Annotated in this window: 20 protein-coding genes; 11 read left to right on the top strand and 9 right to left on the bottom strand. The window is 54.8% G+C overall.

Going from position 1 to position 23,388, the window contains the following annotated elements:
* Positions 1 to 10 precede the first annotated feature (10 nt).
* A complete protein-coding gene (gene hppD, locus J7395_RS08475) occupies positions 11 to 1,123 on the bottom strand; it encodes a 4-hydroxyphenylpyruvate dioxygenase (RefSeq protein ID WP_209221191.1) in 1,113 nt (370 codons plus the stop codon).
* 142 nt (positions 1,124 to 1,265) lie between these two features.
* On the opposite strand from hppD, the gene J7395_RS08470 reads away from it, so the two are divergent.
* Positions 1,266 to 1,736 (top strand): Lrp/AsnC family transcriptional regulator, encoded by a 471-nt coding sequence (locus J7395_RS08470; RefSeq protein WP_114111936.1) that lies wholly within the window; start codon positions 1,266 to 1,268, stop codon positions 1,734 to 1,736.
* An 18-nt stretch (positions 1,737 to 1,754) separates the two neighbouring features.
* On the opposite strand, the gene J7395_RS08465 is transcribed toward J7395_RS08470, so the two are convergent.
* The 6 genes from J7395_RS08465 to J7395_RS08440 form a co-directional block, all read right to left on the bottom strand.
* Entirely contained in the window at positions 1,755 to 2,537 is a 783-nt protein-coding gene (locus J7395_RS08465; RefSeq protein ID WP_062951493.1) for a 4'-phosphopantetheinyl transferase superfamily protein, read from the bottom strand.
* 217 nt (positions 2,538 to 2,754) lie between these two features.
* Positions 2,755 to 3,507, bottom strand: a complete 753-nt coding sequence (locus J7395_RS08460; protein WP_062951494.1) for an ABC transporter ATP-binding protein — start codon at positions 3,505 to 3,507, stop codon at positions 2,755 to 2,757.
* The gene (locus J7395_RS08455; protein ID WP_062951495.1) at positions 3,504 to 4,265 is read right to left on the bottom strand and encodes an ABC transporter ATP-binding protein; all 762 of its coding nucleotides are present in this window, start codon (positions 4,263 to 4,265) and stop codon (positions 3,504 to 3,506) included. The genes J7395_RS08460 and J7395_RS08455 overlap by 4 nt, the downstream gene beginning before the upstream one ends.
* A gap of 3 nt (positions 4,266 to 4,268) precedes the next feature.
* The gene (locus tag J7395_RS08450) at positions 4,269 to 5,432 is read right to left on the bottom strand and encodes a branched-chain amino acid ABC transporter permease (RefSeq protein WP_062951496.1); all 1,164 of its coding nucleotides are present in this window, start codon (positions 5,430 to 5,432) and stop codon (positions 4,269 to 4,271) included.
* A gap of 1 nt (position 5,433) precedes the next feature.
* Positions 5,434 to 6,450 carry a branched-chain amino acid ABC transporter permease gene (locus J7395_RS08445; RefSeq protein WP_062951497.1) on the bottom strand — a complete coding sequence of 339 codons (1,017 nt, stop codon included), beginning with the start codon at positions 6,448 to 6,450 and terminating at the stop codon, positions 5,434 to 5,436.
* A gap of 132 nt (positions 6,451 to 6,582) precedes the next feature.
* Complete coding sequence (locus tag J7395_RS08440) at positions 6,583 to 7,944, bottom strand: ABC transporter substrate-binding protein (RefSeq protein WP_062951498.1); 1,362 nt, start codon at positions 7,942 to 7,944, stop codon at positions 6,583 to 6,585.
* Positions 7,945 to 8,145: 201 nt separating this feature from the next.
* Here J7395_RS08440 and J7395_RS08435 point away from each other — a divergent pair, with 201 nt between their 5' ends.
* The 10 genes from J7395_RS08435 to J7395_RS08390 all read left to right on the top strand — a co-directional run bounded on the left by J7395_RS08435 (position 8,146) and on the right by J7395_RS08390 (position 19,608).
* Complete coding sequence (locus J7395_RS08435) at positions 8,146 to 9,729, top strand: helix-turn-helix domain-containing protein (RefSeq protein ID WP_209221190.1); 1,584 nt, start codon at positions 8,146 to 8,148, stop codon at positions 9,727 to 9,729.
* Between the two features lie 68 nt (positions 9,730 to 9,797).
* A complete protein-coding gene (locus J7395_RS08430) occupies positions 9,798 to 10,181 on the top strand; it encodes a response regulator (RefSeq protein WP_231858231.1) in 384 nt (127 codons plus the stop codon).
* A 24-nt stretch (positions 10,182 to 10,205) separates the two neighbouring features.
* Positions 10,206 to 10,430, top strand: a complete 225-nt coding sequence (locus J7395_RS08425; RefSeq protein WP_062958700.1) for a hypothetical protein — start codon at positions 10,206 to 10,208, stop codon at positions 10,428 to 10,430.
* 2 nt (positions 10,431 to 10,432) lie between these two features.
* Complete coding sequence (locus J7395_RS08420) at positions 10,433 to 13,153, top strand: sensor histidine kinase (protein ID WP_062958701.1); 2,721 nt, start codon at positions 10,433 to 10,435, stop codon at positions 13,151 to 13,153.
* A gap of 106 nt (positions 13,154 to 13,259) precedes the next feature.
* Positions 13,260 to 13,721, top strand: a complete 462-nt coding sequence (locus tag J7395_RS08415; protein ID WP_062951502.1) for a (2Fe-2S)-binding protein — start codon at positions 13,260 to 13,262, stop codon at positions 13,719 to 13,721.
* A 3-nt stretch (positions 13,722 to 13,724) separates the two neighbouring features.
* Complete coding sequence (locus J7395_RS08410) at positions 13,725 to 15,893, top strand: xanthine dehydrogenase family protein molybdopterin-binding subunit (protein ID WP_209221189.1); 2,169 nt, start codon at positions 13,725 to 13,727, stop codon at positions 15,891 to 15,893.
* Positions 15,894 to 15,964: 71 nt separating this feature from the next.
* Positions 15,965 to 16,960 carry an XdhC/CoxI family protein gene (locus tag J7395_RS08405; RefSeq protein ID WP_209221188.1) on the top strand — a complete coding sequence of 332 codons (996 nt, stop codon included), beginning with the start codon at positions 15,965 to 15,967 and terminating at the stop codon, positions 16,958 to 16,960.
* Positions 16,957 to 17,550: a nucleotidyltransferase family protein gene (locus tag J7395_RS08400; RefSeq protein ID WP_114111308.1), complete on the top strand. Its 594-nt coding sequence runs from the start codon at positions 16,957 to 16,959 to the stop codon at positions 17,548 to 17,550. Before J7395_RS08405 ends, J7395_RS08400 begins: the two co-directional genes overlap by 4 nt.
* Positions 17,551 to 17,641: 91 nt before the next feature.
* Positions 17,642 to 18,304: a response regulator transcription factor gene (locus J7395_RS08395; protein WP_348541225.1), complete on the top strand. Its 663-nt coding sequence runs from the start codon at positions 17,642 to 17,644 to the stop codon at positions 18,302 to 18,304.
* Positions 18,305 to 18,366: 62 nt separating this feature from the next.
* A complete protein-coding gene (locus tag J7395_RS08390; RefSeq protein WP_209221187.1) occupies positions 18,367 to 19,608 on the top strand; it encodes a HAMP domain-containing sensor histidine kinase in 1,242 nt (413 codons plus the stop codon).
* A gap of 11 nt (positions 19,609 to 19,619) precedes the next feature.
* Here the strand turns inward: J7395_RS08390 and J7395_RS08385 are convergent, their stop codons facing one another.
* Positions 19,620 to 20,840 carry an amidohydrolase family protein gene (locus tag J7395_RS08385; RefSeq protein ID WP_062951508.1) on the bottom strand — a complete coding sequence of 407 codons (1,221 nt, stop codon included), beginning with the start codon at positions 20,838 to 20,840 and terminating at the stop codon, positions 19,620 to 19,622.
* Positions 20,833 to 23,376, bottom strand: coding sequence for an ATP-binding cassette domain-containing protein (locus tag J7395_RS08380; protein ID WP_348541218.1), 2,544 nt, complete (start codon positions 23,374 to 23,376; stop codon positions 20,833 to 20,835). The genes J7395_RS08385 and J7395_RS08380 overlap by 8 nt, the downstream gene beginning before the upstream one ends.
* Between the last annotated feature and the right edge of the window lie 12 nt (positions 23,377 to 23,388).

Raw genomic sequence — 23,388 nt, 5'->3', positions numbered from 1 at the left:
CTCAACTGCCCTACTCCGCCGCATCGACTTTCAGAACGCCGCGACGGATCTGGTCTTCTTCGATGCTTTCAAACAGGGCGCGGAAATTGCCCTCGCCAAAGCCTTCATCGCCCTTGCGCTGGATGAATTCAAAGAAGATCGGGCCGATCACGGTTTTCGAGAAAATCTGCAACAGGATTTTGGTCATGCCACCATCCACAACGCCCTCGCCATCGATCAGGATGCCATGGGTTTTCATGCGCTCGATCGGTTCGTCATGCCCCTGCACGCGGTCATGGGATTTTTCGTAATAGGTATCAGGCGGACCGGGCATGAATTTAAGGTCATTCGCCGCAAGCCTGTCGGTCGCGTCATAGATACCGTCCGTACCGACCGCGATGTGCTGGATGCCTTCACCGTTGTATTTTTTGAGGTATTCCTCGATCTGGCTTTTGTCATCGGTTGATTCGTTTAACGGAATACGGATCTTGCCGCAGGGCGATGTAATCGCGCGGCTGACCAGACCGGTGATTTTACCTGCAATATCAAAGAAGTGGATCTGCTTGAAATTGAACAGGTCGCGATAGAAATCCCACCATTTATCCATATTGCCGCGATAGACATTATGCGTCAGATGGTCGAGATAATAAAAACCAACCCCTTCGGGTTTCGGGTCGCGTTCGCCCAGCCAGTCAAATTCCGCGTCATAGGCCGAACCGGTTTCACCATACGCATCGATGAAATACAGAAGCGACCCGCCAATGCCGACAATCGCCGGGACATCAAGGGTTTTGTCACCCCCCAGATACGGCTCCGCCCCCTTGGAAACCGCGTGATCAAAGGCATATTTGGCATCCACTACACGCCACGCCATCGACGGCGCACAGGGGCCATGCTTTTCAACAAACTTCATGCCGTGCGAACCGGGCTTGGCATTCAGGATGTAGTTGATGTCACCCTGACGCCAGACAGTGATGTTTTTTGATTTGTGCTTGGCAACCGGCGTATAGCCCATGCGCGTAAACAGGGTTTCAAGCTTTTCGGCCTCTTCATGGGCGAATTCGACGAACTCAAAGCCATCCGTTCCGGCCGGGTTATCGGCAGTGATCGTTGCGCGGGGGGCATCATGTGGAAACGGTCCCATCGAAGGCTCCTTGATCTGGAATTAGAAAGGTTCTTGTTATGAACCTATCTTGCGCCAGATCGGCCGCAATGTGCGTGCATTCACGGTTGATTTTCGGTATTTCATACACATATCATGCGCAGATTATCAAAATGGTGCATGAATGACGCAACTTGATAAACTTGATCTGAAACTGCTTGCCGAATTGCAACGCGACGGGCGTCTGACCAACAATGATCTGTCAGAACGGATCGCATTATCGCCGTCGCAATGTTCGCGCCGCCGCGCCCGGCTCGAGGCCGAAGGTTTCATTCGCGGATACCGCGCCGACATTGACCGGCAAAAAATGGGCCTTGGCCTGATGGTGGTAATTTCCGTGACCCTGGCCACCCACAATCGCGATAATGCCAAACGGTTTTCCGAACTGCTGGCCAACCTTCCCGAAGTACTGGAAGCCTATTCCCTGACCGGGGAAATGGATTATCACCTGAAGGTCGTGACCAGGGACCTTGCCGCCCTTTCTCATTTCGTGAACGAGGTTTTGCTGCCCCACGATTCCGTGCAGCATGTCAAAACATCGATTGTACTTAACGTGCTCAAGGACTTCGAAGGGCTGGCCGTTGAAACCGGCTAGGCACGTCCGCCGACGCAATCAGATACATTCAAGCCATGACGTATCGGTAATTTCGGTTTCACGTGGCAGGGTCAGGGTGAACCAGCCAGTTTGATTGCGGCAGGCAATGGTGCGGAATTGCTCGAAATTACGATAATGGATCGTGATAAAGGGCGGTTCTTCTATCAGCTCTGCCACCTCGAAAACCGGAAGCGGCACCATCAAGGCAGTATTAAGCGTTTTGCCAAGGCTTTCCTTGCAGCTCCAGAGAAGCTGGGCCGCATCGCATTCCGGCAGGTCAAGCTTTGCCATCACCGCAAGTTCCTCGCGGGTCAGTTCCGCCTGCAATAATGGCATCGCATCTTCGTCAATGGGCGCAAGATCAATACCCATCGGATGGGCCCGGTGATAAGCCATCGCCATGGAAGCATCTTCGCTGTGCGCGATACTGACACAGGGAAGCTTATGCCCCAGCCCGGAACCGATTGCCGATGTGCCATCAATAAAGGGCTGCCCGAACACCCCCGGCCGCACCCAGAAACGATCCGGCTCATCGGTCGCAAGCCAGCTGGTCAGGGAAATTTTGGCGGCAACCCGCCCGGCGATATAGCTGGTACGGCGGCCATCGTGGCTCATACGACGTGCCAAAGACAGTTCTTCGGGATGGAGCCAGTTTTCAGCATCCTCGCCGGCTTCGCCTTCGTTACACACAGCCACATGCGCAAGCGTGGCACGCAGCAGCCCGATGGCGATATCAACTTCGCCCATATCATCACGCGCCAGATCAATATGCCCGGTTCCGAGGACCCGAATATTTTCCATACGTGCTTCCGCTTGCTGTTTGGCAGCCCGTCATGAAGCCTGTCTGCAGCATCCATTGTGCACCGGGAGCCCGCAATTGTGAACCGGCTATCTGCGGTTGGCATATAATCGGCAATACATGAATACGGAAAAGGCCGCGCACAATGGCGCGGCCTTTTGACATCCCGGCACACCCTTACCCAAAGATGCCGGGATCCTCCCCCTGTCAGGTCAAAAATCAGATCGCAAGATACTGATCACGCAACTCGGTATCATCGAGAACCGCCTGGGCTGTACCATCAAACACGATCTGACCGCTATCCATGATGATCGCGCGATCCGCAAGCTTGAGTGCGGCAATCGCGTTTTGTTCGACAATGATGGTGGTGATGCCAAGCTTTTTGACATTCTGAAGCGTCTTTTCAATCTCCTGGACAATCACCGGCGCAAGACCTTCATACGGTTCATCAAGCAACAGCAGCTTGATATCACGCGCCAATGCCCGCCCGATCGCCAGCATCTGCTGCTCCCCGCCCGAAAGGGTGATCGCTTCCTGCTCGGCACGTTCACCAAGACGGGGGAACAGCTCGTAAATGCGCTGGATCGACCAGCCAATCGGCTCGGCAATCTGGGCCAGTTCAAGATTCTGCTCAACCGTCATACCCGGAATGATGCGGCGATCTTCGGGCACAAGCTGCAGCCCCAGGCGGGCGGCCTGCCATGCCTTCATGGTGTGAAGCGGCTGATGATCGAGCCAGATTTCACCATGCTTGAGTTCCGGATCGGCCATCCGCGCAAGCGCACGCAGGGTCGATGTCTTACCGGCACCGTTACGCCCCAGAAGGGCAAGAATTTCACCCTCGCGAATGTCAAAGCTGACCCCCTGCACGATATAGCTTTCGCCATAATAGGCATGCAGATCATAGACCGAGAAGAAGGCCGGATCACCGCCCTGTTTCATGACGGGTTTGGTTTGCGGGACCGCGTTCATACAGTTTCCCCTCCGAGATAGGCTTCCTTGACCTTGGGATTGTTGCGCACCTCTTCCGGGGTGCCTTCGGCGATGATCGCGCCCTGCGCCAGAACACTGATGCGGTCTGCCAGACTGAACACGACATGCATGTCATGTTCGATGATCACCTTGGTCATGCCGCGTTCCTTGATCCGTTTAAGCAGATCAATCGTGCGGTTGGTGTCATGTCGCGACATACCGGCAGTCGGTTCATCCAGCAGGAACAGTTTCGGCCGCTGGCTCAGGCACATCGCCAGTTCAAGACGGCGTTTATCCCCGCGCGACATTGATCCTGCCAGATGATCCTTGTGTTCGATCAACCCGACATCCTCAAGCATGTGTTCCGCCTGATCGCGAATTTCGCGTTCCGAGAACAGGCTCTTGAGAAAGCTCAGGTTAAACTCGCCATCACGCTTGGCCAGTGCCGGTACCATCACATTTTGCAGCAACGACAGTTCCGGAAAAATTTCCGGTGTCTGGAAAACACGTGCGACACCAAGCTGGTTGATCTCATACGGGTTTTTGCCGGTCAGAACCTCGTCCCCCAGCAACACCCGCCCGCGATTGGGCGCAAGACGCCCGACAATCACGTTAAGCAGGGTCGATTTCCCCGCCCCGTTCGGGCCGATGATGGCATGAACGGTGCCTTCCTTGACCCGAAGATTGATGTCGGACAGGGCCCGCAGGCCGCCGAAATGCTTGTCGACATCGGTAACATCAAGAATGTATTCGGACATCGATCAGACCTCCCTCGTCGAAGGTTGTTGTTCTTTTTCGTTATTCTCGAAGGATGTTGAACGGTTCCGGATCAGACGCCACAGGCGATTGATCCCTTCCATCACCCCACCGGGCAGGAAGATCACGATCAGCATGAAAACAAGACCAAGTGTCAGGTGCCAGCCGTCCCCGACGAACAGACCTGCAACCGATGCCACCGCATGGCCAAGCCAGTCGGGCAGGAAGGAAAACGCATTTTGCAGAACCTGATCGTTAAAGGCCGAAAAGATGTTTTCGAAATACTTGATGATCCCCGCACCCAGAAGCGGCCCGATCAGTGTTCCCGCACCACCAAGAATGGTGATCAGAACAACCTCGCCCGACGCCGTCCACTGCATGCGCTCCGCCCCGGCCAGCGGATCGGTCACCGCCAGAAGCGACCCGGCCAGCCCAGCATACATGCCCGAAATGACAAAGGCGGTCATCAGATAGGGCCGGGTGTTATATCCGGTATACCCCATGCGGTTCTGGTTCGACTTGATGGCACGCAACTTCAACCCGAAGGCGGACCGGAAGATGCGCAGATAGATAAAGAACGAAATGATCAGAAGAACCGCGCAGATGTAAAAGCCGGAATATCCGATCCCCTCTATTCCGAACAGGTTCGGGGTCGGCAATGCCGCCGATGCTTCGATCCCGGCCATCCGGTCAAGAACCCTTGCATCACCCTGCGTCAGTTGCAGGCCGGTTTCACCGTTCGTGATCGGCGTCAGAACCGAATAGGCCAGATTGTAGGACATCTGCGCAAAAGCCAGCGTCAGGATCGAGAAATAAATCCCCGAACGACGCAACGAGACATAGCCGATCAGAAGGGCAAACAGCCCCGAAAGCGCAACGGCAAAGATCATTGCCGGCAGGACATTCATTGACAGCAGCTTGAATGACCAGACGGCGGTGTAGGACCCGACGCCCAGAAACGCCGCGTGACCAAAGGAAAGATAACCGGTCAGGCCAAACAGGACATTGTAACCGATGGCAAAAATGCCAAAGATCATAAATTTCTGCATCAGATCGGGATAGGCCGCACCGAAAGGCTGCAACCAGATCGGCATGGTCAGGACCACAACCGACAGAACCACCATGTAAATCAGGTCCTGCTTGGGCGAGACGATTTGAGTATTTGACATATCAGCTCTCCATCACGCCCCGTCGACCCATCAGACCACGCGGACGGGTCAGCAGAATCACGACGGCGACAAGGTAGATGATGATCTGGTCGATACCGGGAAAGATGTCTTTCACTTCGGTCATCGACGAGAAGGATTGCAGAATACCAAGCAGGAAACCCGCCAGTACCGCTCCGGGAAGCGACCCCATGCCGCCGACAACAACGACGACAAAGGACAGGACAAGGAAGTCCATCCCGAGATGGTAATCAGGCGGCAAGACAGGTGTGTACATCACACCGGCAAGCCCTGCGACCACTGCAGCCATGCCAAACACAATGGTAAAACGACGTTCGATATTGATGCCAAGCAGCTCGACCGTTGCACGGTCAGCCATGCCGGCACGCACCACCATCCCGTAAGTGGTGAAATGCAGGAACGAGAAGACAAGACCGATAATTGTTGCCGAAAACAGCAGGTAAATCAGACGCCACCACGGATAAACCACGGATTCCCCAAGGCCGATCCATGCCCCGATATTGGCGGAACCGGCAACAATTTCCGGTGCGCCTTGCGGGATCGGGTTTGCCCCGAAGAAGGATTTGATCAGTTCCTGCAACACGATCGCAAGACCGAATGTCACAAGAATCTGTTCGGCGTGGGAACGTTTGTAAAAATGCCGGATTAGTGCGCGTTCCATAATCACGCCAATCGCCAGCATAACCGGAATGGCAAGGATGATTGATAACGGCACAGACCAGTCAATAATCGCCGTGCCGGTATCGCCAAACCAGACTTCGAGATAAGGCGTTTCCTTGTAGGCGTCAAAGAAGGTAACTGACTCGTCCTTGACCCGGACAGAAAGCGTCAGGATTTTTTCCAGCGTCACCGCACAAAAGGCGCCGATCATGAAGATGGCACCATGGGCAAAGTTCACCACGCCAAGCGTGCCGAACACCAGGGTCAGACCAAGGGCAATCAGCGCATAAGCGCCCCCCTTGTCCAGACCATTCAGGATTTGAAGAAATATAGCGTCCATTGATTATCCGCCGCGTGTTCAAAAGGGCTTAACGAACAGAAAGCCAAAGCATTTGCCAAAAGCATTGCCCATCGGGGCAGTTGGGCCGACCGTCAGATGACAGTCGGCCCAGCCTGTTACGTTACAAGGGGATCAGACCTGATACGGACCGAGTTCCCCGCCAAACATGTCGGCCGGATATTCGACCTGTGCGCGCGGAACCTCTTTGACCACTTCAAGAAGGTCGAAGTTGGACTGCGGCTCCTGCTTGCCACGCACGACCAGAACGTCTTTGAAGCACTGGTGATCTTCTGCGCGATACAGGGTCGGGCCATTGCCCGCACCATCGAACTCGAAACCTTCAAGCTGCTTGATGACTTCCCAAGGCGCGAAAGTACCGGCCATTTCGCAGGCATTCGCATAAAGCAGCGCCTGGACATAGCAGGTGTGTGCGGCCTGTGACGGCGGGAAGCCGTATTCCTGACCGAACGATTTCACAAACGCCTGCGAACCGGCATCCTGCAACGACCAGTGCCAGTTGGTGGTCCCCAGAATGCCTTTTGCGGCATCACCGGCACCCTGTGCCATCAGGCGGGAATACAGCGGAACCACAATTTCGAAGTTCTTGCCATTTACCTGCTTGTCGCGCAGGCCGAACTGAACCGCCTGTGTTAGCGAGTTGACCATGTCCTTGCCGTAGTGGTTCAGGATCAGGACATCCGCGCCCGAGTTCAGAACCGGCGTGATATATTGCGAGAAGTCACCTGCACCAACCGGGGTGCGAACGGTATTCACGGTTTCCCAGCCGATATTTTCGGTTGCGGCCTTGATCGATTCTTCCTGGGTCCAGCCCCAGGTGTAATCGGCCGTCAGGTGATAGGCACGACGATCGGTGCCATATTCTTCCTTCAGGATCGGCGCAATCGCCTGACCGGACATGTAAGCGTTGAAGAAATGACGGAAGCCATACCGCTTTTTGTCCTTGCCGGTGGTGTCATTCGAGTGCGTCAGACCGGCCATGAAGATCACGCCCATTTCCTGACACAGCCCCTGAACGGCCACCGCCACACCGGACGATGAACCGCCGGTGATCATTGCAACATTGTCTTTTTCGATCATGCGCTTTGCCGAAGCACGCGCCGCATCGGATTTGGTCTGGGTGTCACCGGTCACGAATTCGACCTTCTTGCCCAGAACGCCGTTCCCCTTAAGCTCCAGCGGTTTGATGGTATTGAGCATACCGCCATCGCCTTCGCCGTTCAGGTGTTTCACAGCGAGCTGATAGGCGCGCAATTCATCGGCGCCCTCATCGGCATACGGACCGGACTGCGGAACGTTAAAACCGAACTTGACGCTGCCCGAGCTACCCGGGTCGCCCCGGAAAGTCTGTGCATGTGCATTTTTGATGAAATGCATCGGGAATGATGCGCCGATCAGCGCAGCCCCTGTCGTCGCAGCCGTTCCTTTAAGAACCGTACGACGAGATACATTTCGGGTGTTCTTGGTCTCCGACATGGTTTTCCTCCCCAATGTCTTGGGATGCGTTTCAGAAAAATCTGAGGCCGCGTTTTTTGATTAATGTTTTTGTCGACCTGTCAAAACAATGGGGACTAGTTGAAAATGAATCAATATGTGATTGAACAAGAACAGTTTTTTTGTAAATATATGAACAACTCAAATGAAAATTTGTAAATTTTGTCAAGAAAAGGGCACGCCATGTCCCGTCAGGCACCCATCGGACACCGTATTCGCGGACGCCGCAAAGACATCGGCCTGACGCAGAATGCCCTGGCCAAGGCCGCGGGAATTTCGCCCTCTTATCTCAATCTGATCGAACATAACCGCCGTGCGATTGGCGGTGGATTACTGCTGCGCTTGGCAAGCGCACTTGAAATTCAGCCCCATGCCCTGTCAGGGTCGGAAGAAAGCCGACTGCTTGCCGATCTTGGCGAAGCCGCAACTGATCCGGTTTTTCGCGAAACACCGCTGATCCCCTGTGAATTTCCGGCAATGATCGCCGCAGCACCGGGCATGATTTCCGCCTTCCTGTCGCTTTATCGCGCCTATCGCAACGGGCTTGAGGAAATTGACAATCTGTCCGAACGGCTCAGCCACGATCCGTTCCTGGCCGAGGCCAGCCATTCAATCCTGACCCGCATCACGTCAATCCGGACAGTTGCCGAAATCTTTGACGATTACGATGATCTGCCTGCCGAACAACGGGCGCGCTTCAACGCCACACTGGTCCGGGAATCCCAAAGACTGGCAGAATCAGCAACCGAGATTTTCAGCTTCCTTGAACGCGGTGATGCCGGACGCCCTGCCGCCAGCCCCGCCGAGGAAGTCGACGACCTGCTTTATGACAATGCCAACTATTTCCCGACACTCGAAGATCGGGCCGATGAAATGCGGGCTGTCATTGATCCTGCAGGCGGATTGTTTCTGACCGACCTGATCAAGCATCTGGAACGACGTCATCAAATCCGGGTTGATCGTTTGCCCCCCGAAGATTTGCCCGCATCGGGGTTCGACTGGAACCGCGCGGATTCCCACCTCAGATTTTCGCGCGCGATGCCGATCACCTCGACACGCTTTCATGCTGCACGGATCATTTGCCGACTGGAAGGCGAGGATACGGTCAATGACATCCTGGACCGCGCCAACCTTGGCACCGATGCCGCCCGCCAACGCGCAGGCGAGGCCCTGATATCCTATTTCGCAGCGGCCCTTCTGTTCCCCTATGACAGCTTCCGGGCCGAGGCCCAGATTTTGCGGCATGACATCGAATTGCTGCAGCAACGCTTTGCCGCAAGCTGGGAACAGGTCTGCCACCGCCTGACGACCTTGCGCCGCCCGGGTTCAGAAGGCATTCCTTTCCATTTCATGCGCACCGATATTGCCGGCAACATTTCCAAACGTTTTTCGGCATCCGGCCTGCAATTGCCACGTTACAGCGGCGCCTGCCCCCGTTGGGTGGTCCACGAAGCCTATTTGACGCCAGAACGGGTAATACCGCAATTTGTTCGCCTGCCCGATGAAAGCGAATATCTTTTTATTGCGCGTGCGGTGCGTACTGGTGCCGGAGGGTATCGGGTGCCGCAATCGGTTTATTCCGTTATGATCGGTTGCGACACGGCCTTTGCCCGTGACATTGTTTATGCAGACGGATTGCCGCTTGATACCCCGCAGGCAGCTGTTCCGGTTGGCATTGGGTGCCGACAATGCCCACGTGAAGAATGCATGCAGCGCGCCTATGCGGTTGCCGATACAGGGCACGAGATCCATACCACCCCAAAGTAGCATTAAAACTCGCGCAATAACCGGTTAGGATCGAATATATAATAATTCGAATATTGGGGAGAACGTCCGTGACGGAGAGACCGAAGGTCCTGATAGCCGAGGACGAGGAAACCATCGTCGAATCGCTTAGCTTTCTGATGGAGAAGGAAGGCTATGACGTCAGCGTTGCAACCGATGGCCAGATGGCCATCGCAATGATTGTGCGCGACCTTCCTGACATGGTTCTGCTTGATGTCATGATGCCGGGCTGTGACGGTTTTGATGTTGTCCGCGCCGTTCGCGAAAATCCGCAAACCCGTCCCGTTCCGATCATGATGTTGACGGCCAAAACCCGTGAAGTCGACCGACGCAAAGGACTTGAGCTTGGCGTTGACGACTTTGTCACCAAACCGTTTTCCACCCGCGATGTGGTTTCACGCGTCAAAGCCATGCTGGCTGGCGACCGGAACTAGGCGCAAAAAGGCGGGAGCTGGCCAATGACCCCACCCCGGAAACTTACCGAACGCGCCTTTGTTCTTGCCCTTGTTGCGTTCTTTGCATGGATCCCGCCTTTGGTCGGGGTCTTTTCTCTTGAAGGAACCCTGTTCGGGTTACCCATCCTGTTCGTTTATTTCTTTGCCGGTTGGGCCTTGCTTATCGGCTGCTGTGCGCTCATCACACGCGCCCTTCGTCACAGCATCCAGGCGGAGGAAAGGGAATAGGCATGCTGTCCTCCGAACTGGTGATCACGGTTTCGCTTGCTTATGTCGGATTGCTTTATGCTATCGCATGGTGGGGGGACAAACGGGCACGCGACGGACGATCATGGGTGCGCAATCCGACTGTCTATACCCTGTCCATTGCGGTCTATTGCACATCCTGGACATTTTATGGCGCGGTCGGGTCGGCTGCACGGAACGGCCTTGAATATCTGACGATCTATCTCGGACCGACGGTCATTTTCCTTGGATGGTGGTTTTTGCTGCGCAAGATGCTACGCATCTCCAAGGCGCATCGCATCACATCCATCGCCGATTTCATTTCATCGCGTTATGGCAAAAGCACGCAATTATCGATGCTGGTTACCCTGATCACGGTGATCGGAACAACGCCATATATCGCGCTCCAGCTTAAGGCGATTGCCACCAGTTACACCGTTCTGACCGTCTGGGGCGGGGCGATGACCGGCCCGGTCGTCAATCAGGTGCCCATGCTTGCCGATAGCGGCTTTTGGGCGGCCCTTGGTCTTGCCCTGTTTGGCATTCTGTTTGGCACCCGGTTTATTGACGCGGATGAACATCACGAAGGCATGGTCGCAGCCATCGCCTTTGAAAGCCTTGTCAAAATGTTCGCCCTGCTTGCTGTCGGCATTTTTGTCTGCTTTTTCATGTTTGCCGGATTGGGCGATCTGTTTGATCAGGCCGCGGCAAATCCACAAACCGCATCCTTGCTGCAACTGCCCGAAAACGGCAGCGCACGCTGGATGACGTTGATGATGCTGTCCATGGCGGCAATCCTGACATTGCCGCGGCAGTTTCAGGTCATCATCGTCGAAAATGTCGATGAACGCCACCTGTCGACCGCAAGCTGGGCCTTTCCGCTTTATCTGCTGGCGATGAATTTGTTCGTCCTGCCAATTGCCTTGGCGGGCCTTGGCGTTTTGCCAAGCTGGGCCGATCCGGATTTCTTCGTGATTTCCGTACCCCTTTTTGAAGGTCATTCGCTACTGGCCCTGATTGCCTATGTCGGTGGATTATCCGCCAGCACCAGCATGGTGATTGTTGCAACGATTGCGTTGTCGACCATGGTCTGCAACGACCTTGTCGTTCCCGCCTTGCTGCGCATTCGCTGGCTGCGCGTCACCGAACGCGATGATCTTACCGGTCTTCTGATTTTTATCCGGCGCGCTTCCATCGTGCTGGTGGTATTTATGGGCTTTGCCTATTACCGGTCGGCCGGAGCCAGCGATGCATTGGCTGAAATTGGCCTGATATCCTTTGCCTCCACCGCACAATTCATCCCGATCATGATTGGCGGCCTTTATTGGAAGGGGGGCACCAAAACCGGTGCGCAGGTCGGCCTTGTGATCGGCTTTGCCATCTGGGCCTATACCCTGCTGCTGCCATCGCTTGCCGATAGCGGCTGGATGAACCCGACACTGATCGAACATGGTGCATTTGGTCACCCTTGGCTTCGACCTGAAAGCCTGTTTGGTTTAACCGGGTTCGAGCCACTCACCCATGCCCTGATCTGGTCCATCACACTCAATACAGCGGCCTATGTCCTGATCAGCCTGTTCACATCGCCAAGCGCGTTGGAACGCATTCAGGCCACCCTGTTTGTCGATGCGTTTCTGCGCAAAGGTCAGGAAACCGTCATCTGGCGGTCATCAGCAACGATTGACGATCTGTATGAACTGGTTGAACGTTTTCTGGGCCGTGAACGCGCGTTTCATTCCTTTCGCGATTTCGGCTGGACGCGCGAAACGCCCTGGCGCGGCAAAGGCGAAGCCAATGCCGACATGATCGCCTTTACCGAACGGCTGCTTGCCGGGTCCATCGGGGCGGCGTCGGCGCGCGTAATGGTTTCCTCGGTCGCCAAGGGGGAAATGGTCAGTCTTGATGAAGTCCTCGAAATTCTCGAGGAAACATCACATGTGATCGAATATTCCCAGCGCCTTGAACAGAAATCACACGAATTGGAACGTGCCGCAGCCGAACTTCGCGCTGCCAATGAACGGCTTAAGGAACTTGATCGCCTGAAAGACGAATTCCTGACCATGGTCAGTCACGAATTCAGAACGCCGCTGACCTCGATCCGGTCCTTCTCCGAAATCCTTGTCGACACACCGGAACTTGATCCGGAACGCGCCGAACATTTCATGGGAATTATCGTGCGCGAAAGCGAACGCCTGACACGTCTGATTGACGACCATCTTGATCTTGCCAGGCTTGAGGCCGGTCATTCCGACTGGCGCCCGGAAAATGTTGATCCGCGGTCCGTCCTTGACGAAAGCGTCGAAGCAATCAAAGGGTTGCTCGACAACAAGGGGGTTGATCTGGAACTCGACTTGTCGCCCGCGACTGTCACGCTGCATGTGGATCGCGACCGGCTTACACAGGTCTTTATCAACCTGTTGTCGAACGCCGCAAAATTCTCCGCAGCCCGTGATCCCAGCGTAAAGGTCCGCGGTGAAGTCATGGATGGCGGTTATCTTGTTTCGATCACCGATAACGGAAACGGCATCACCAAAGACGAACAGGCGGTAATCTTCAATAAATTTGCCCGTGGCGGCAAATACCCCGATGACAAACCCCGCCCGTCCGGTTCCGGCCTTGGTCTGGCTATCGCCAGACATGTCGTGGAACACTGCAAAGGCAAGATCTGGGTTGAGAGTCCACCGGGTCGTGGTGCGACCTTCAGGGTGTTTGTTCCCGCCGCCTGATTAGCAGCCCACCCCTCATTTTAACCATTCCAATTGGCGTTTACCCATCGGTTACCCCCGCTCATCAGAAGATAAATCACTGTTTATCGAGAGAGATGAGGCGGTCATGCAGTATCAGCTAAAAATAAACGGAGAATCCCGTACCGTCGAAGCAGAACCTGGCACCCCGCTATTATGGGTTCTGCGTGACGGACTGGAACTTACCGGCACCAAGTTTGGATGTGGCGTTGCCTATTGCGGCGCCTGTACCGTTCACATTGACGGGTACCCGACCCGTTCCTGCCAGACCTTTATTGAAGACGCTGTCGACAGCGAAATCACGACGATTGAAGGCGCAACCGACAAGATCGCCCAAGCGGTCCAGGCCGCATGGCGCGAAAAGGACGTCGTACAATGTGGCTGGTGTCAATCCGGACAGATCATGTCGGCCATCGGCCTTCTGACCGAAAATCCGAAACCGACGGATGATGAAATCAAGGAATACATGTACGGCAATGCGTGCCGTTGTGTGACCTATGTACGCATCAACGAAGCCATCAAACTGGCGTCTGAAAAGCTGGAGGCATAAGTCATGACAATCAATGTATCACGTCGCGGCTTCATGATCGGATCAGCTGCCGGTACCGCCGCCCTTCTGGTCGGCGTCAATGCCAAGGGCGTTCTTGCAGCAGGCAGCAGTGTGGCTGCTGCAACCGACCTTAACCCGTTTGTCAAAATCGATGCCGATGGCACGGTAACCGTCATCATCAAACATTTTGAAATGGGCCAAGGCACGACCACCGGCCTGACGACACTGGTTGCCGAGGAACTCGACGCCGATTGGGCGACGGTTCAGACGGCATTCGCCCCTGCCGACAATGAACGTTATGCCAACCTGTTCTTCCATGCACAGGGAACCGGTGGCTCAACATCCATCGCCAATTCCTTCATGCAATATCGCGAAGCTGGTGCTGCAGCGCGTGATCTTCTGGTCCGTGCGGCTGCCCAGAACTGGGGTGTCGATGCCAGCAGCATCACCGTTGAAAACGGTATGCTGAAATCCGGCGGCAATTCCGGTCATTTCGGAGAATTTGTTGCGATTGCAGCAACCCTTGAGGCGGTTGAAAAACCAACCGTTAAAACCCCGGATCAGTTCAAGCTGATTGGCAGCGACAAACTGCATCGCAAGGACAACACCGACAAGACGAACGGCACCGCAATCTTTGCAATGGATGTCAATCTGCCGGGGATGATCTATGCCGCGATCATGCGCAGCCCGAAATTCGGTGGCACCGTCACCTCCTTTGACGACACTGCGTCCAAAGATGTTGCAGGGTTCATTGCTGCACAAATTCTGCCGAACAAGGCAGGAGTTGTGGCGTTTGGCAAAAACACCTGGGCTGCGTTTCAGGCACGTGATGCCCTTTCTGTTGAATGGGATTTCAGCCAGGCCGAAACACGCAGCACGGATGCCATGATTGCCGATCACAAGGCACTGCTTGATGCGCCGCAGTTTGACGCCAATCATGAAGTCCCGCTGGCATCCGTTGAACCGCTTCTGGCCAATGCCACCAAAACCATTGACGCAGAATTCACCTTCCCGTTCCTGGCTCACGCCCCGCTGGAACCGGAAAACTGCATTATCGAGCCAACCGAAAATGGCGTTCGCCTCCATGATGGCTGCCAGTTCCCGACCCTGACCCGCCCAATGGTCGCAGCCGCCCTTGGACTGGAACCGTCACAGGTCGAGATCAGAACGCTTTATGCCGGCGGTTCGTTCGGTCGTCGTGCCAACGGCGCCTCCGACTATAATGTCGAAGCCGCCATGGCCTTTGCCGTTTCGGGCCGCAAGGTTCCGGTCAAACTGGTCTGGAGCCGCGAGGACGATATTCGCGGCGGTTATTACCGCCCGATGGCCGTACACCGGGCAAAAATCGGTCTGGATAGTGATGGCAAGATTATTGGCTGGGATCACCGGATGGCTGTCAAATCCATCATGAAGGGTGGGCCGATGGAAGGCATGGTACAGGATGGCATCGACCCGACATCGGTCGAGGGGGTCACCGAAAGTCTTTATACCATCCCCAACCATGGCATCGGGTTAAGCGATTTCCAGACCCCGACCCCCATATTGTGGTGGCGTTCGGTGGGACATACCCACACCGGATATGTCATGGAAACACTGATGGATATGCTCGCAACCGAAACGGGGCAGGACCCGATCGAAATGCGCCTTGCGATGCTTGATCCGGCAGGCACCAATCAGGCCCGCATGATCGAAGCCATCAAGCTTGTCCGCGAGATATCCGGATGGGAAAAGGGCGACAAACGTGGTTTTGCCGCGCACCTCTCGTTCAATACCTGCGTTGCGGTTGTTGCCGACGTCACGGTCGAGGACACCAGTGTGCATGTGAACAAACTGTTCATGGCGGTTGAATGCGGGGTAGCTGTTAACCCCGATGTCATCCGCGCACAGATGGAAGGCGGTGCTGGTTATGCATTATGTGCCGCCTTCCGCAACGAAATCACCCTGACGGATGGCGAAGTCGACCAGTTCAACTTCCCGGATTACGAACTGCTTCGAAATGCCGAAATGCCTGCCATCGAAGTGGCAATTGTTCAATCGAACAATGCCCCTACGGGCGTTGGCGAACCGGGCGTCCCCCCGACCGCTCCGGCTGTTGCCAACGCCATTTTTGCCAAAACCGGAAAACGGATCACGGATCTTCCGATGACCAAAGCCGGTTTCGACTTCGTGTAAGGCATGTTGCCCGGGGGGCATTTTCGGGTCCCCACCCGTCCCCCGGGCAGCCCCTTTTGCGGGAGCACATCATGAGTAACCAGTTATCGGCCATGCTACGCGTCTGGCAGGAAAACAAGACAGATACTGAATGGGTTTTGGGTACGGTTTATCGCACCGAGGGTTCGGCCTATCGCAAGGCCGGGGCCATGATGCTGATTAACGGGAATGGCCAGCAGTTTGGCCTACTGAGCGGCGGCTGCCTTGAAGCCGATATCATTCGTAACGCAAGGCGCGCCATGGTTACCGGCAAAACGGTCATGCTGGTTTATGATGGCAATGACGAAGACGACCTGTCATTCCGGCTTGGTGTTGGTTGCGGCGGCAAGGTGTTTATCATGCTGCAACCCCTTGACCACTCAAACGATCTTGGGCTTTCCGACCTGTGCGATGCTTTGATGGTGCGCCAAAGCGGTCTGTATTTTCAGAAAGTCGGCGACACTCGTGGATATTTCAAACGCACGGATCATAACGGTCAACGCAATGCCTATATCGAAAACCGATCGGATGGTGACTGGCTTGTTACCCCGATTGTGCCCGAACCACATATCCTGATTGTCGGGGGTGGACTGGATGCCCGGCCTGTCGTCTCCATCGCCCATGAAATGGGCTGGAAAACCACATTGGTGGACCCCCGCCCGGCAAATGCCCGCCCGGAAAATTTCCCCAAGACAGACACCATCCTGCGTCAGATCGACACAACAATGGTTGATTATGTTGCGCAACATCGTGTCGATGCGGCAATCCTGATGTCGCACAGCATTGATATCGATGCCAAGGCGCTTCAGATTCTGAAATCCAGCCAGCTGCGTCATGTCTCCATGCTCGGTCCGCGGCATCGTTTTGTCGATGTTCTTGAACGTGCGGAAATTGCCGAGCCTGCCCTGCCCTTCCCGGTAGCCAGCCCCGCCGGGATCGATATTGGCGGACAACTGCCCGAAAGCATCGCACTTTCAATGTTATCGGGTATTCATGTGGCACTTTACAAATTTGATGCCGCCCCGGCACTCGCTCAGGCGGCTGAATGATGAAAATTGCCGGTCTTATCCTTGCAGCGGGTGAAAGCACACGATTTGGCGGACGCAAACAGCTTGCAGATATCGATGGCAAGCCGATGCTGGAGCACGCCATCGATCAGCTTCGCCCCATTTTCAACGATGATCTTTATGTCGTGCTGGGTGCATTTCGCGATGAAATCCTTTCGGTGATCGGCAATCGCGCAAAAACCATCACGAATGATAATTGGCAATTTGGCATGGGATCATCGATTGCAGCAGGCATTGCCGGAATTTGCGCCGAAGGAACATATGACGGTGTTCTAATCTCCCTTTCGGATCAGATCGGGTTAACCGGCAACGACTATCAGAAACTTCTTAATGCCTTTGACGGAAGCCACGTCATAGCATCGCGGTATAAGGAAATGAACGGCGTCCCCGCCCTGTTTCCAGACGCATATTTCCCGGAACTTTCCAAGTTGGACGGCGCCCGCGGCGCACAACAGGTGCTCAATAGCAGCAGTCACGATATCAGTGCGATCGCCATGCCAAATGCAGCGTTCGACATCGACACTCAGGATGATCTGAAACTGTTTGCCAACCGGCTTTTCGAACCGGGCTGACCTTTCACCGCTTTTAGGGCAATCTGGTATCTTCAGCATCTGGCAAAAACGCCGAAACCGGAACCACAAACACATGAAATCAACCGCCAACATCATGGTCCTTCTGGTCGAGGACAACATGGATATTGCCGGAACAATAAGCGATTACCTGACAATAGAAGGCATCGAATGCGATCACGCCTTTGATGGGGAAACGGGTTTTCAGCGCGCACTGACTGGCGAATATGATGTGATATTGCTTGATATCATGTTGCCGTTTCGCGATGGCATCAGCATCTGCAACGCCTTGCGCAACGAGGGGATCGATACCCCGGTTCTGATGCTGACAGCGCGCGATACACTCGCAGACAAACTTGAAGGTTTCAGTGCCGGGGCGGATGATTATCTGGTCAAACCTTTTGCGCTTGAAGAACTTCTGATGCGTACAAGGGTTCTGTCGCGCCGCCGCAGTGGCGAAATCCGACGCTTTTCGCTTGGCGATCTGATCGTTGATTTTGAAAACAGACATGTTGCGCGATCCGGACAGGCAATCAATCTGTCCCCGACAAGCTGGACCATTCTGGAAGTTCTTGCCCAGAACAGTCCGCATGTCGTGACACGGTCACGATTGTCGATGGCATTGTGGCAGGGCGATCCGCCAGATACCAATGCGCTTAAAACGCATCTTTACAAATTGCGGATGCGCATCGACAAACCATTCGATCAAAACCTGATACATACAGTTGCCGGCCAGGGCGTGGCCCTTCGCGAGTAAAAGAAATGCATTCCTGCGCACCAATCCAGAAAACTTTTTCCCGCTTTGTGCGGAACTACGTTTTGCTGGCACTTGTCATTACACTGGTGATCTATACCGGTGTCGTTAATTTCTACATGCTGTACGGCAAATGGATGGTCGCGAGTTTCCAGTTGCAGACCATTGCCGATCAATATGATGAAATGCGCAGCAATGATCCGGCGGCCCCACTTCCCAATGGCTTTAACATTCAAACCTTTACAGACTACAACGAATTGCCGGAGCTTCTGCGCAACCGCTACAAACCCCAGGATATTGATCCGGGCGAGCTTTATTATCTGAACACCGATAAATATGCTGCGCAAAAAGATCCGGATAATCCGGTCTTTCTGGTGTTCCCCCATATTCTTGCCGACGGCACGCAGATCATGCTGCTACAGACCTATCACGCGGGGGATGAAGACAGCGTCTATTTTGCGCGCCTTCACAAACTGGCCCTTCTTTCCATCCCGTTTGCACTCGGAGTTATGGCGATATTTGCCTATGTGCTTTGGCTGATCGGCAAACGCATGACGCAGCCATCGGAAAACCTGCAAAGCTGGGCGAAAACCCTGTCACCCGAAAACCTTGACCAACCGGTACCCGATTTTGGCTTTACCGAACTGAATGATGTCGCCAGCGAACTGCATCAGTCACTGGTAAGGGTCGACAGGTTCGTGACACGCGAACGCGAATTCCTGCGTCAGGCCAGCCATGAACTGCGAACCCCGGTAACGATTGTCAGCGGCAATGTTGAACTGCTTGATAAAACTCCGTTAAACGAAATTCAGGTTCGTCTGGCCGCACGGATCAAACGCGCCAACCGCAATATGCAGCAACTGATTGAAACCCTGCTTTGGCTCGGGCGCGAAGCAACGCCTAACGGCATACACGAAAAGATCGACTATCCGGCTTTCGTGCGCGAGGCCATCGTTGATCTTGCCTATCTGACCGACGGCAAGAATCTGACATGTGAATTCAGTGCTGACGCAGAAAGCGGCGAGATCGAAGCATCACCTGCAGCGCTGATGATTGTCGTATCCAACCTGATCCGTAATGCGTTCGAACATACGCCCAAAGGGCAGGTTACGGTCCGGCTTGAGGCCAACAAACTGGTTGTCGAAAACAACCTGATGACCTGTGCCGGGGATTGCGCCCGCGATCAGGGTGAAGGCATCGGCCTGCATCTGGTGCGCAGTATTTGCGAACGCTGCAACTGGCATTGCGAGACAGCTTTCCTTGCCTCTGGCGGCATGCGCGCAATTTTCACCCTTTCAGACGCGTGATTGCTGCATCTTTATGGATGCAGCAATCTTGGCGCCGGATGTTCGAACGTTACCCGTCCATCCTTCATGCCCCAGACCGGGCGACTGATTTCGGAAACCACCTGTGCCCGGCTTTGCGCAGGTAATGCAATAAAAGTCGCAGCCCCGCCAATCATGATTTCGGTTGGCCGCCCCAGAAGCTTTGCCGGGCTATCGGCAACCATCGCAAAGCACATTTCAAGTTCCTCGGTCGTGCTCAGCTGACTGACATTGGCATAAAGATTTGCCATCCGTGATAACGAGCAATCCCCGAACGGCGTGAACGGGTTCAGGACATTGTTGGTTGCGATGGTACAGCACACACCCGCACGCGCCAGACTGTGCGCCGGGGCGACACCCCGCGGGACCGAATGTTCGCAATTACGTCCGGTCAGGAAAAGATCGGTCGATGGCAACACCGTCAAACCAATCCCGGCCTGTCGCATCAGGGCGGTTGTATTGGCCAATTGATCCTTGGGCAAAACAGACAATTTGGTCACATGACCAATCATCACCCGCCCCTGCCAGCCAAAGGCAATCGTCTGACGCGCGACTTCATCCAGATGTCGCCATGTCGGGTCGAGATCGAAATCCAGATGAAAATCCAGATCCACATCATAATCGCGCGCCATTTCAAACAGGCGTTTGATCTGTCCGACCGGATCGCTATCCATATAGGGGCAGCCCCCCAAAAGGTCCGCACCGTTATCAAGTGCTTCACGCAGAAGCTCCTCGGTCCCCGGATAATTCAGAAGACCTTCCTGCGGGAAAACGCAAATCTCGACATCCATCGCCCATGCATAGTCGTGCTTCAGGCGTTTGATCGCCCGAAAGCCGGCCAAACCGATACCCGGATCGATTTCAACATGGGTCCGGATGGCGTTCGTACCCTGTGTGACGGCTTTCTCAATGACTTTCGCCCCGCGGGCATAAACATCATCTTCGGTAAAGCCGCTTTTGGCCTTTGCAACAGCACTTATTGCGCCTTGCAACGTACCGCTTTCGTTTTTGGCACGATCAAGAATGCAGGCCTTGTCGAGATGCAGGTGACTTTCAACAAAACCACCGGTCAGAAGATTGCCACCGGCGTCAAAGGACGGCGCCTCGCTCGCAATCGATGCCGCAATATCGGCGATTATTCCATCCTTTATCGCAATATCAAGAAGACCGGTTTCGCCATGCAGGCAGGCGTTCCTCACCACATAATCAAGCATGTTCGCTGATCACCTTTTCATTTTTGGACTGATCCGCACCACCGAGATACGCATCAATCAATCGTTCATCTTTCAGAAGGTCTTTGGCGTTGCCTTCGGCAACGACCTGCCCCTGTTCAAGGACATAGGCATAATCGGCAACCGACAGCGCCATGGTCGCCATCTGATCCACCAGAAGGATCGTGACCCCGTCATCCCGTAATTCACCCAGAATGGTATAAAGTTCTTCGACCATGGCCGGCGCCAGACCAAGGGATGGCTCATCCAGAAGCAACGCCTTTGGCTTGGCGACAAGTCCGCGCGCGATTGCCATCATCTGCTGTTCCCCACCCGACAGAAGACCAGCCTGACTGTTGATCCGGTCACGCAGTCGCGGGAAACGGGTCAGGATAGCTTCAAGTTCGTCACGGCTGACCGGTTTGGGTTGTTTGTAAGTCCCCAGTTCGATGTTTTCACGCACCGTCAGTTCGGGGAAAACCTGCCGTCCTTCGGGCACAAGGATCAGTCCCTGTTCGACGATCTGATGTGGCGCCAGATTATGGATATATTCGTCATTCAGAATGATGCTGCCTGAAACAGGGCGCAGCAATCCCGAAAGCGCCATCAGGAAGGTCGATTTTCCTGCCCCATTGGCCCCAAGCAACGCCACCATTTCCCCCTGCCGGACCTTGATATCCACCGACTTCAATACCGGGGCCGCCCCATAACCGGCCGTCAATCGCAGTGACGCGATAACCGGTGTTTCGCTGGTCACAAGTGGTGTCGCTCTTGGATGCGCCTTGCTGTTGCCATCGCCAAGGTAGGCAGCGATGACACGCGGATTTTTCTGAACGTCCTGCGGATTGCCAAGGGCAATCGGTGTTCCGGCATCAACCGCCAGGATCAGGTCCGAAATGCCCATGACCATTTCCATGTCATGTTCGACCAGAACCACCGCAATCCCGGCATCCGCCAGCTTGCGCAGCAATCTGGCAAGTGCAACCTTGTCGGCATGCATCAAACCCGCGGCCGGTTCATCAAGCAGAAGGACACCGGGCTTGGTCGCAAGCGAGCGGGCGATTTCGACCAGACGCCGATCCACATGCGGCAAATCACCCGCACGTGCATCAGGATCACCAAGATATCCGCAAAACTGTAAAAGCCCTGCCGCAAAATCGCGATTTTCGTCTGATGCGATGCGTGAAAATGGCGCCCCGAACCGGCCCAATGAAATGCCCGCAATCACATTGTCGACCACCGACATGTTTTCAAAAAGACGGGTCGCCTGATAGGTGCGTGCAATACCGTTACGCGCAGCAAAATCGGTGGCCTTGCCTGCGATATCACGATCACCGATGCGAACGGCTCCCTCGGTCGGTTTGTAAAACCCGCTGATGATGTTCAGTAACGTCGTTTTACCGGCACCATTGGGCCCAATGATTGATGTCACCTGCCCCGGTCGGGCCGTGAAGGACACCTGATTAACTGCCTTAACACCACCAAAGGCAATCGATACATCATCGACCAGCAAACCATAGGATTTGGGATAATCAGCAAACCAGGCTTCGATCTTTTCGGGGGGAACCGGTGTCACCTTCTGCCGCACCAGCGGTATGAAACGGGCAATCGTGCCGACAATGCCGCGCGGCGCAATCAGCAGAACCGCAACAAGAAGTGCACCGAAAATCAGCAACCGGTATTCGGCGAAGTCCGAAAGCAGCTCCGGCAGCAGGACGGAAACAGACGCCCCAACCAACGGCCCCAGAACGGTTCCGGCTCCGCCCAGAATAACCGCAAACAGATACAGGATGGATTGGCTGAGCGGGAAGTTCGAAGGCGCGATAAACATCATTAACGGTGCAAACAACGCCCCCGCTAATCCGGCCATTGCCGCCGCAATGGCAAAGCCCGATGCCTTGACCACAAAGGCATTATAACCAAGCGAACTTGCGGCGATTTCCGCATCCCGCATGCTGGTCATTGCCATGCCCCAGCCACTAACCGCCAGACGCCGGAATGCCAGAAGTGCAATGCCGCCGAGCAACACACACAGCATCACCAGATCACGTTCAGAAAAGACATATGATCCGATCTGTGGCATCGGGAAACCCATCAGACCGTTTTGTCCACCGGTCAGGTCACGCCATTCAATCGCCCCATGTTCAACGATAAAGGCAAAGGCAATGGTGACCATTGCCAGAAACGGTCCCGCCATCCGCACGGCAGAAATCGCCAATAAACATCCGGCAATCCCGGCAATGATGGTGGCCGCCAGCAAACTGACCCAGAAGTTAAGCCCGGCAAGCATCAAGATCGCACTGGCATAGGCCCCGATGGCAAAGAAGCCAACCTGCCCCAGTGACACCAGCCCGGTCAGACCATAAAGCACGTTCAGGCCCACCGTCAGAATGACGGTCATCGCCACCAGCCCGATAATGAACTGCGTATAGCCGCCAGTGAACAATACGGCGACAAGTCCCCCGGCCATCGCAGCAACAATGACGCTGTCGAGTGCTACCGGCTTGTTCAGTTTCGGGATCGGATTTTTGAATTTCACGGACAGTTTCAT

The sequence above is a fragment of the Thalassospira sp. A3_1 genome (genome assembly GCF_017744215.1).
Taxonomy (GTDB): domain Bacteria; phylum Pseudomonadota; class Alphaproteobacteria; order Rhodospirillales; family Thalassospiraceae; genus Thalassospira; species Thalassospira lucentensis_A.
This window is presented reverse-complemented; position numbering and strand designations above follow the sequence as displayed.

What these genes read in the sequence shown, in the direction of transcription:
- hppD (WP_209221191.1), bottom strand. Translation starts at nt 1,123, where the DNA reads ATGGGACCGTTTCCACATGATGCCCCCCGCGCAACGATCACTGCCGAT.
- J7395_RS08470 (WP_114111936.1), top strand. Translation starts at nt 1,266, where the DNA reads ATGACGCAACTTGATAAACTTGATCTGAAACTGCTTGCCGAATTGCAA.
- J7395_RS08465 (WP_062951493.1), bottom strand. Translation starts at nt 2,537, where the DNA reads ATGGAAAATATTCGGGTCCTCGGAACCGGGCATATTGATCTGGCGCGT.
- J7395_RS08460 (WP_062951494.1), bottom strand. Translation starts at nt 3,507, where the DNA reads ATGAACGCGGTCCCGCAAACCAAACCCGTCATGAAACAGGGCGGTGAT.
- J7395_RS08455 (WP_062951495.1), bottom strand. Translation starts at nt 4,265, where the DNA reads ATGTCCGAATACATTCTTGATGTTACCGATGTCGACAAGCATTTCGGC.
- J7395_RS08450 (WP_062951496.1), bottom strand. Translation starts at nt 5,432, where the DNA reads ATGTCAAATACTCAAATCGTCTCGCCCAAGCAGGACCTGATTTACATG.
- J7395_RS08445 (WP_062951497.1), bottom strand. Translation starts at nt 6,450, where the DNA reads ATGGACGCTATATTTCTTCAAATCCTGAATGGTCTGGACAAGGGGGGC.
- J7395_RS08440 (WP_062951498.1), bottom strand. Translation starts at nt 7,944, where the DNA reads ATGTCGGAGACCAAGAACACCCGAAATGTATCTCGTCGTACGGTTCTT.
- J7395_RS08435 (WP_209221190.1), top strand. Translation starts at nt 8,146, where the DNA reads ATGTCCCGTCAGGCACCCATCGGACACCGTATTCGCGGACGCCGCAAA.
- J7395_RS08425 (WP_062958700.1), top strand. Translation starts at nt 10,206, where the DNA reads ATGACCCCACCCCGGAAACTTACCGAACGCGCCTTTGTTCTTGCCCTT.
- J7395_RS08420 (WP_062958701.1), top strand. Translation starts at nt 10,433, where the DNA reads ATGCTGTCCTCCGAACTGGTGATCACGGTTTCGCTTGCTTATGTCGGA.
- J7395_RS08415 (WP_062951502.1), top strand. Translation starts at nt 13,260, where the DNA reads ATGCAGTATCAGCTAAAAATAAACGGAGAATCCCGTACCGTCGAAGCA.
- J7395_RS08410 (WP_209221189.1), top strand. Translation starts at nt 13,725, where the DNA reads ATGACAATCAATGTATCACGTCGCGGCTTCATGATCGGATCAGCTGCC.
- J7395_RS08405 (WP_209221188.1), top strand. Translation starts at nt 15,965, where the DNA reads ATGAGTAACCAGTTATCGGCCATGCTACGCGTCTGGCAGGAAAACAAG.
- J7395_RS08400 (WP_114111308.1), top strand. Translation starts at nt 16,957, where the DNA reads ATGATGAAAATTGCCGGTCTTATCCTTGCAGCGGGTGAAAGCACACGA.
- J7395_RS08385 (WP_062951508.1), bottom strand. Translation starts at nt 20,840, where the DNA reads ATGCTTGATTATGTGGTGAGGAACGCCTGCCTGCATGGCGAAACCGGT.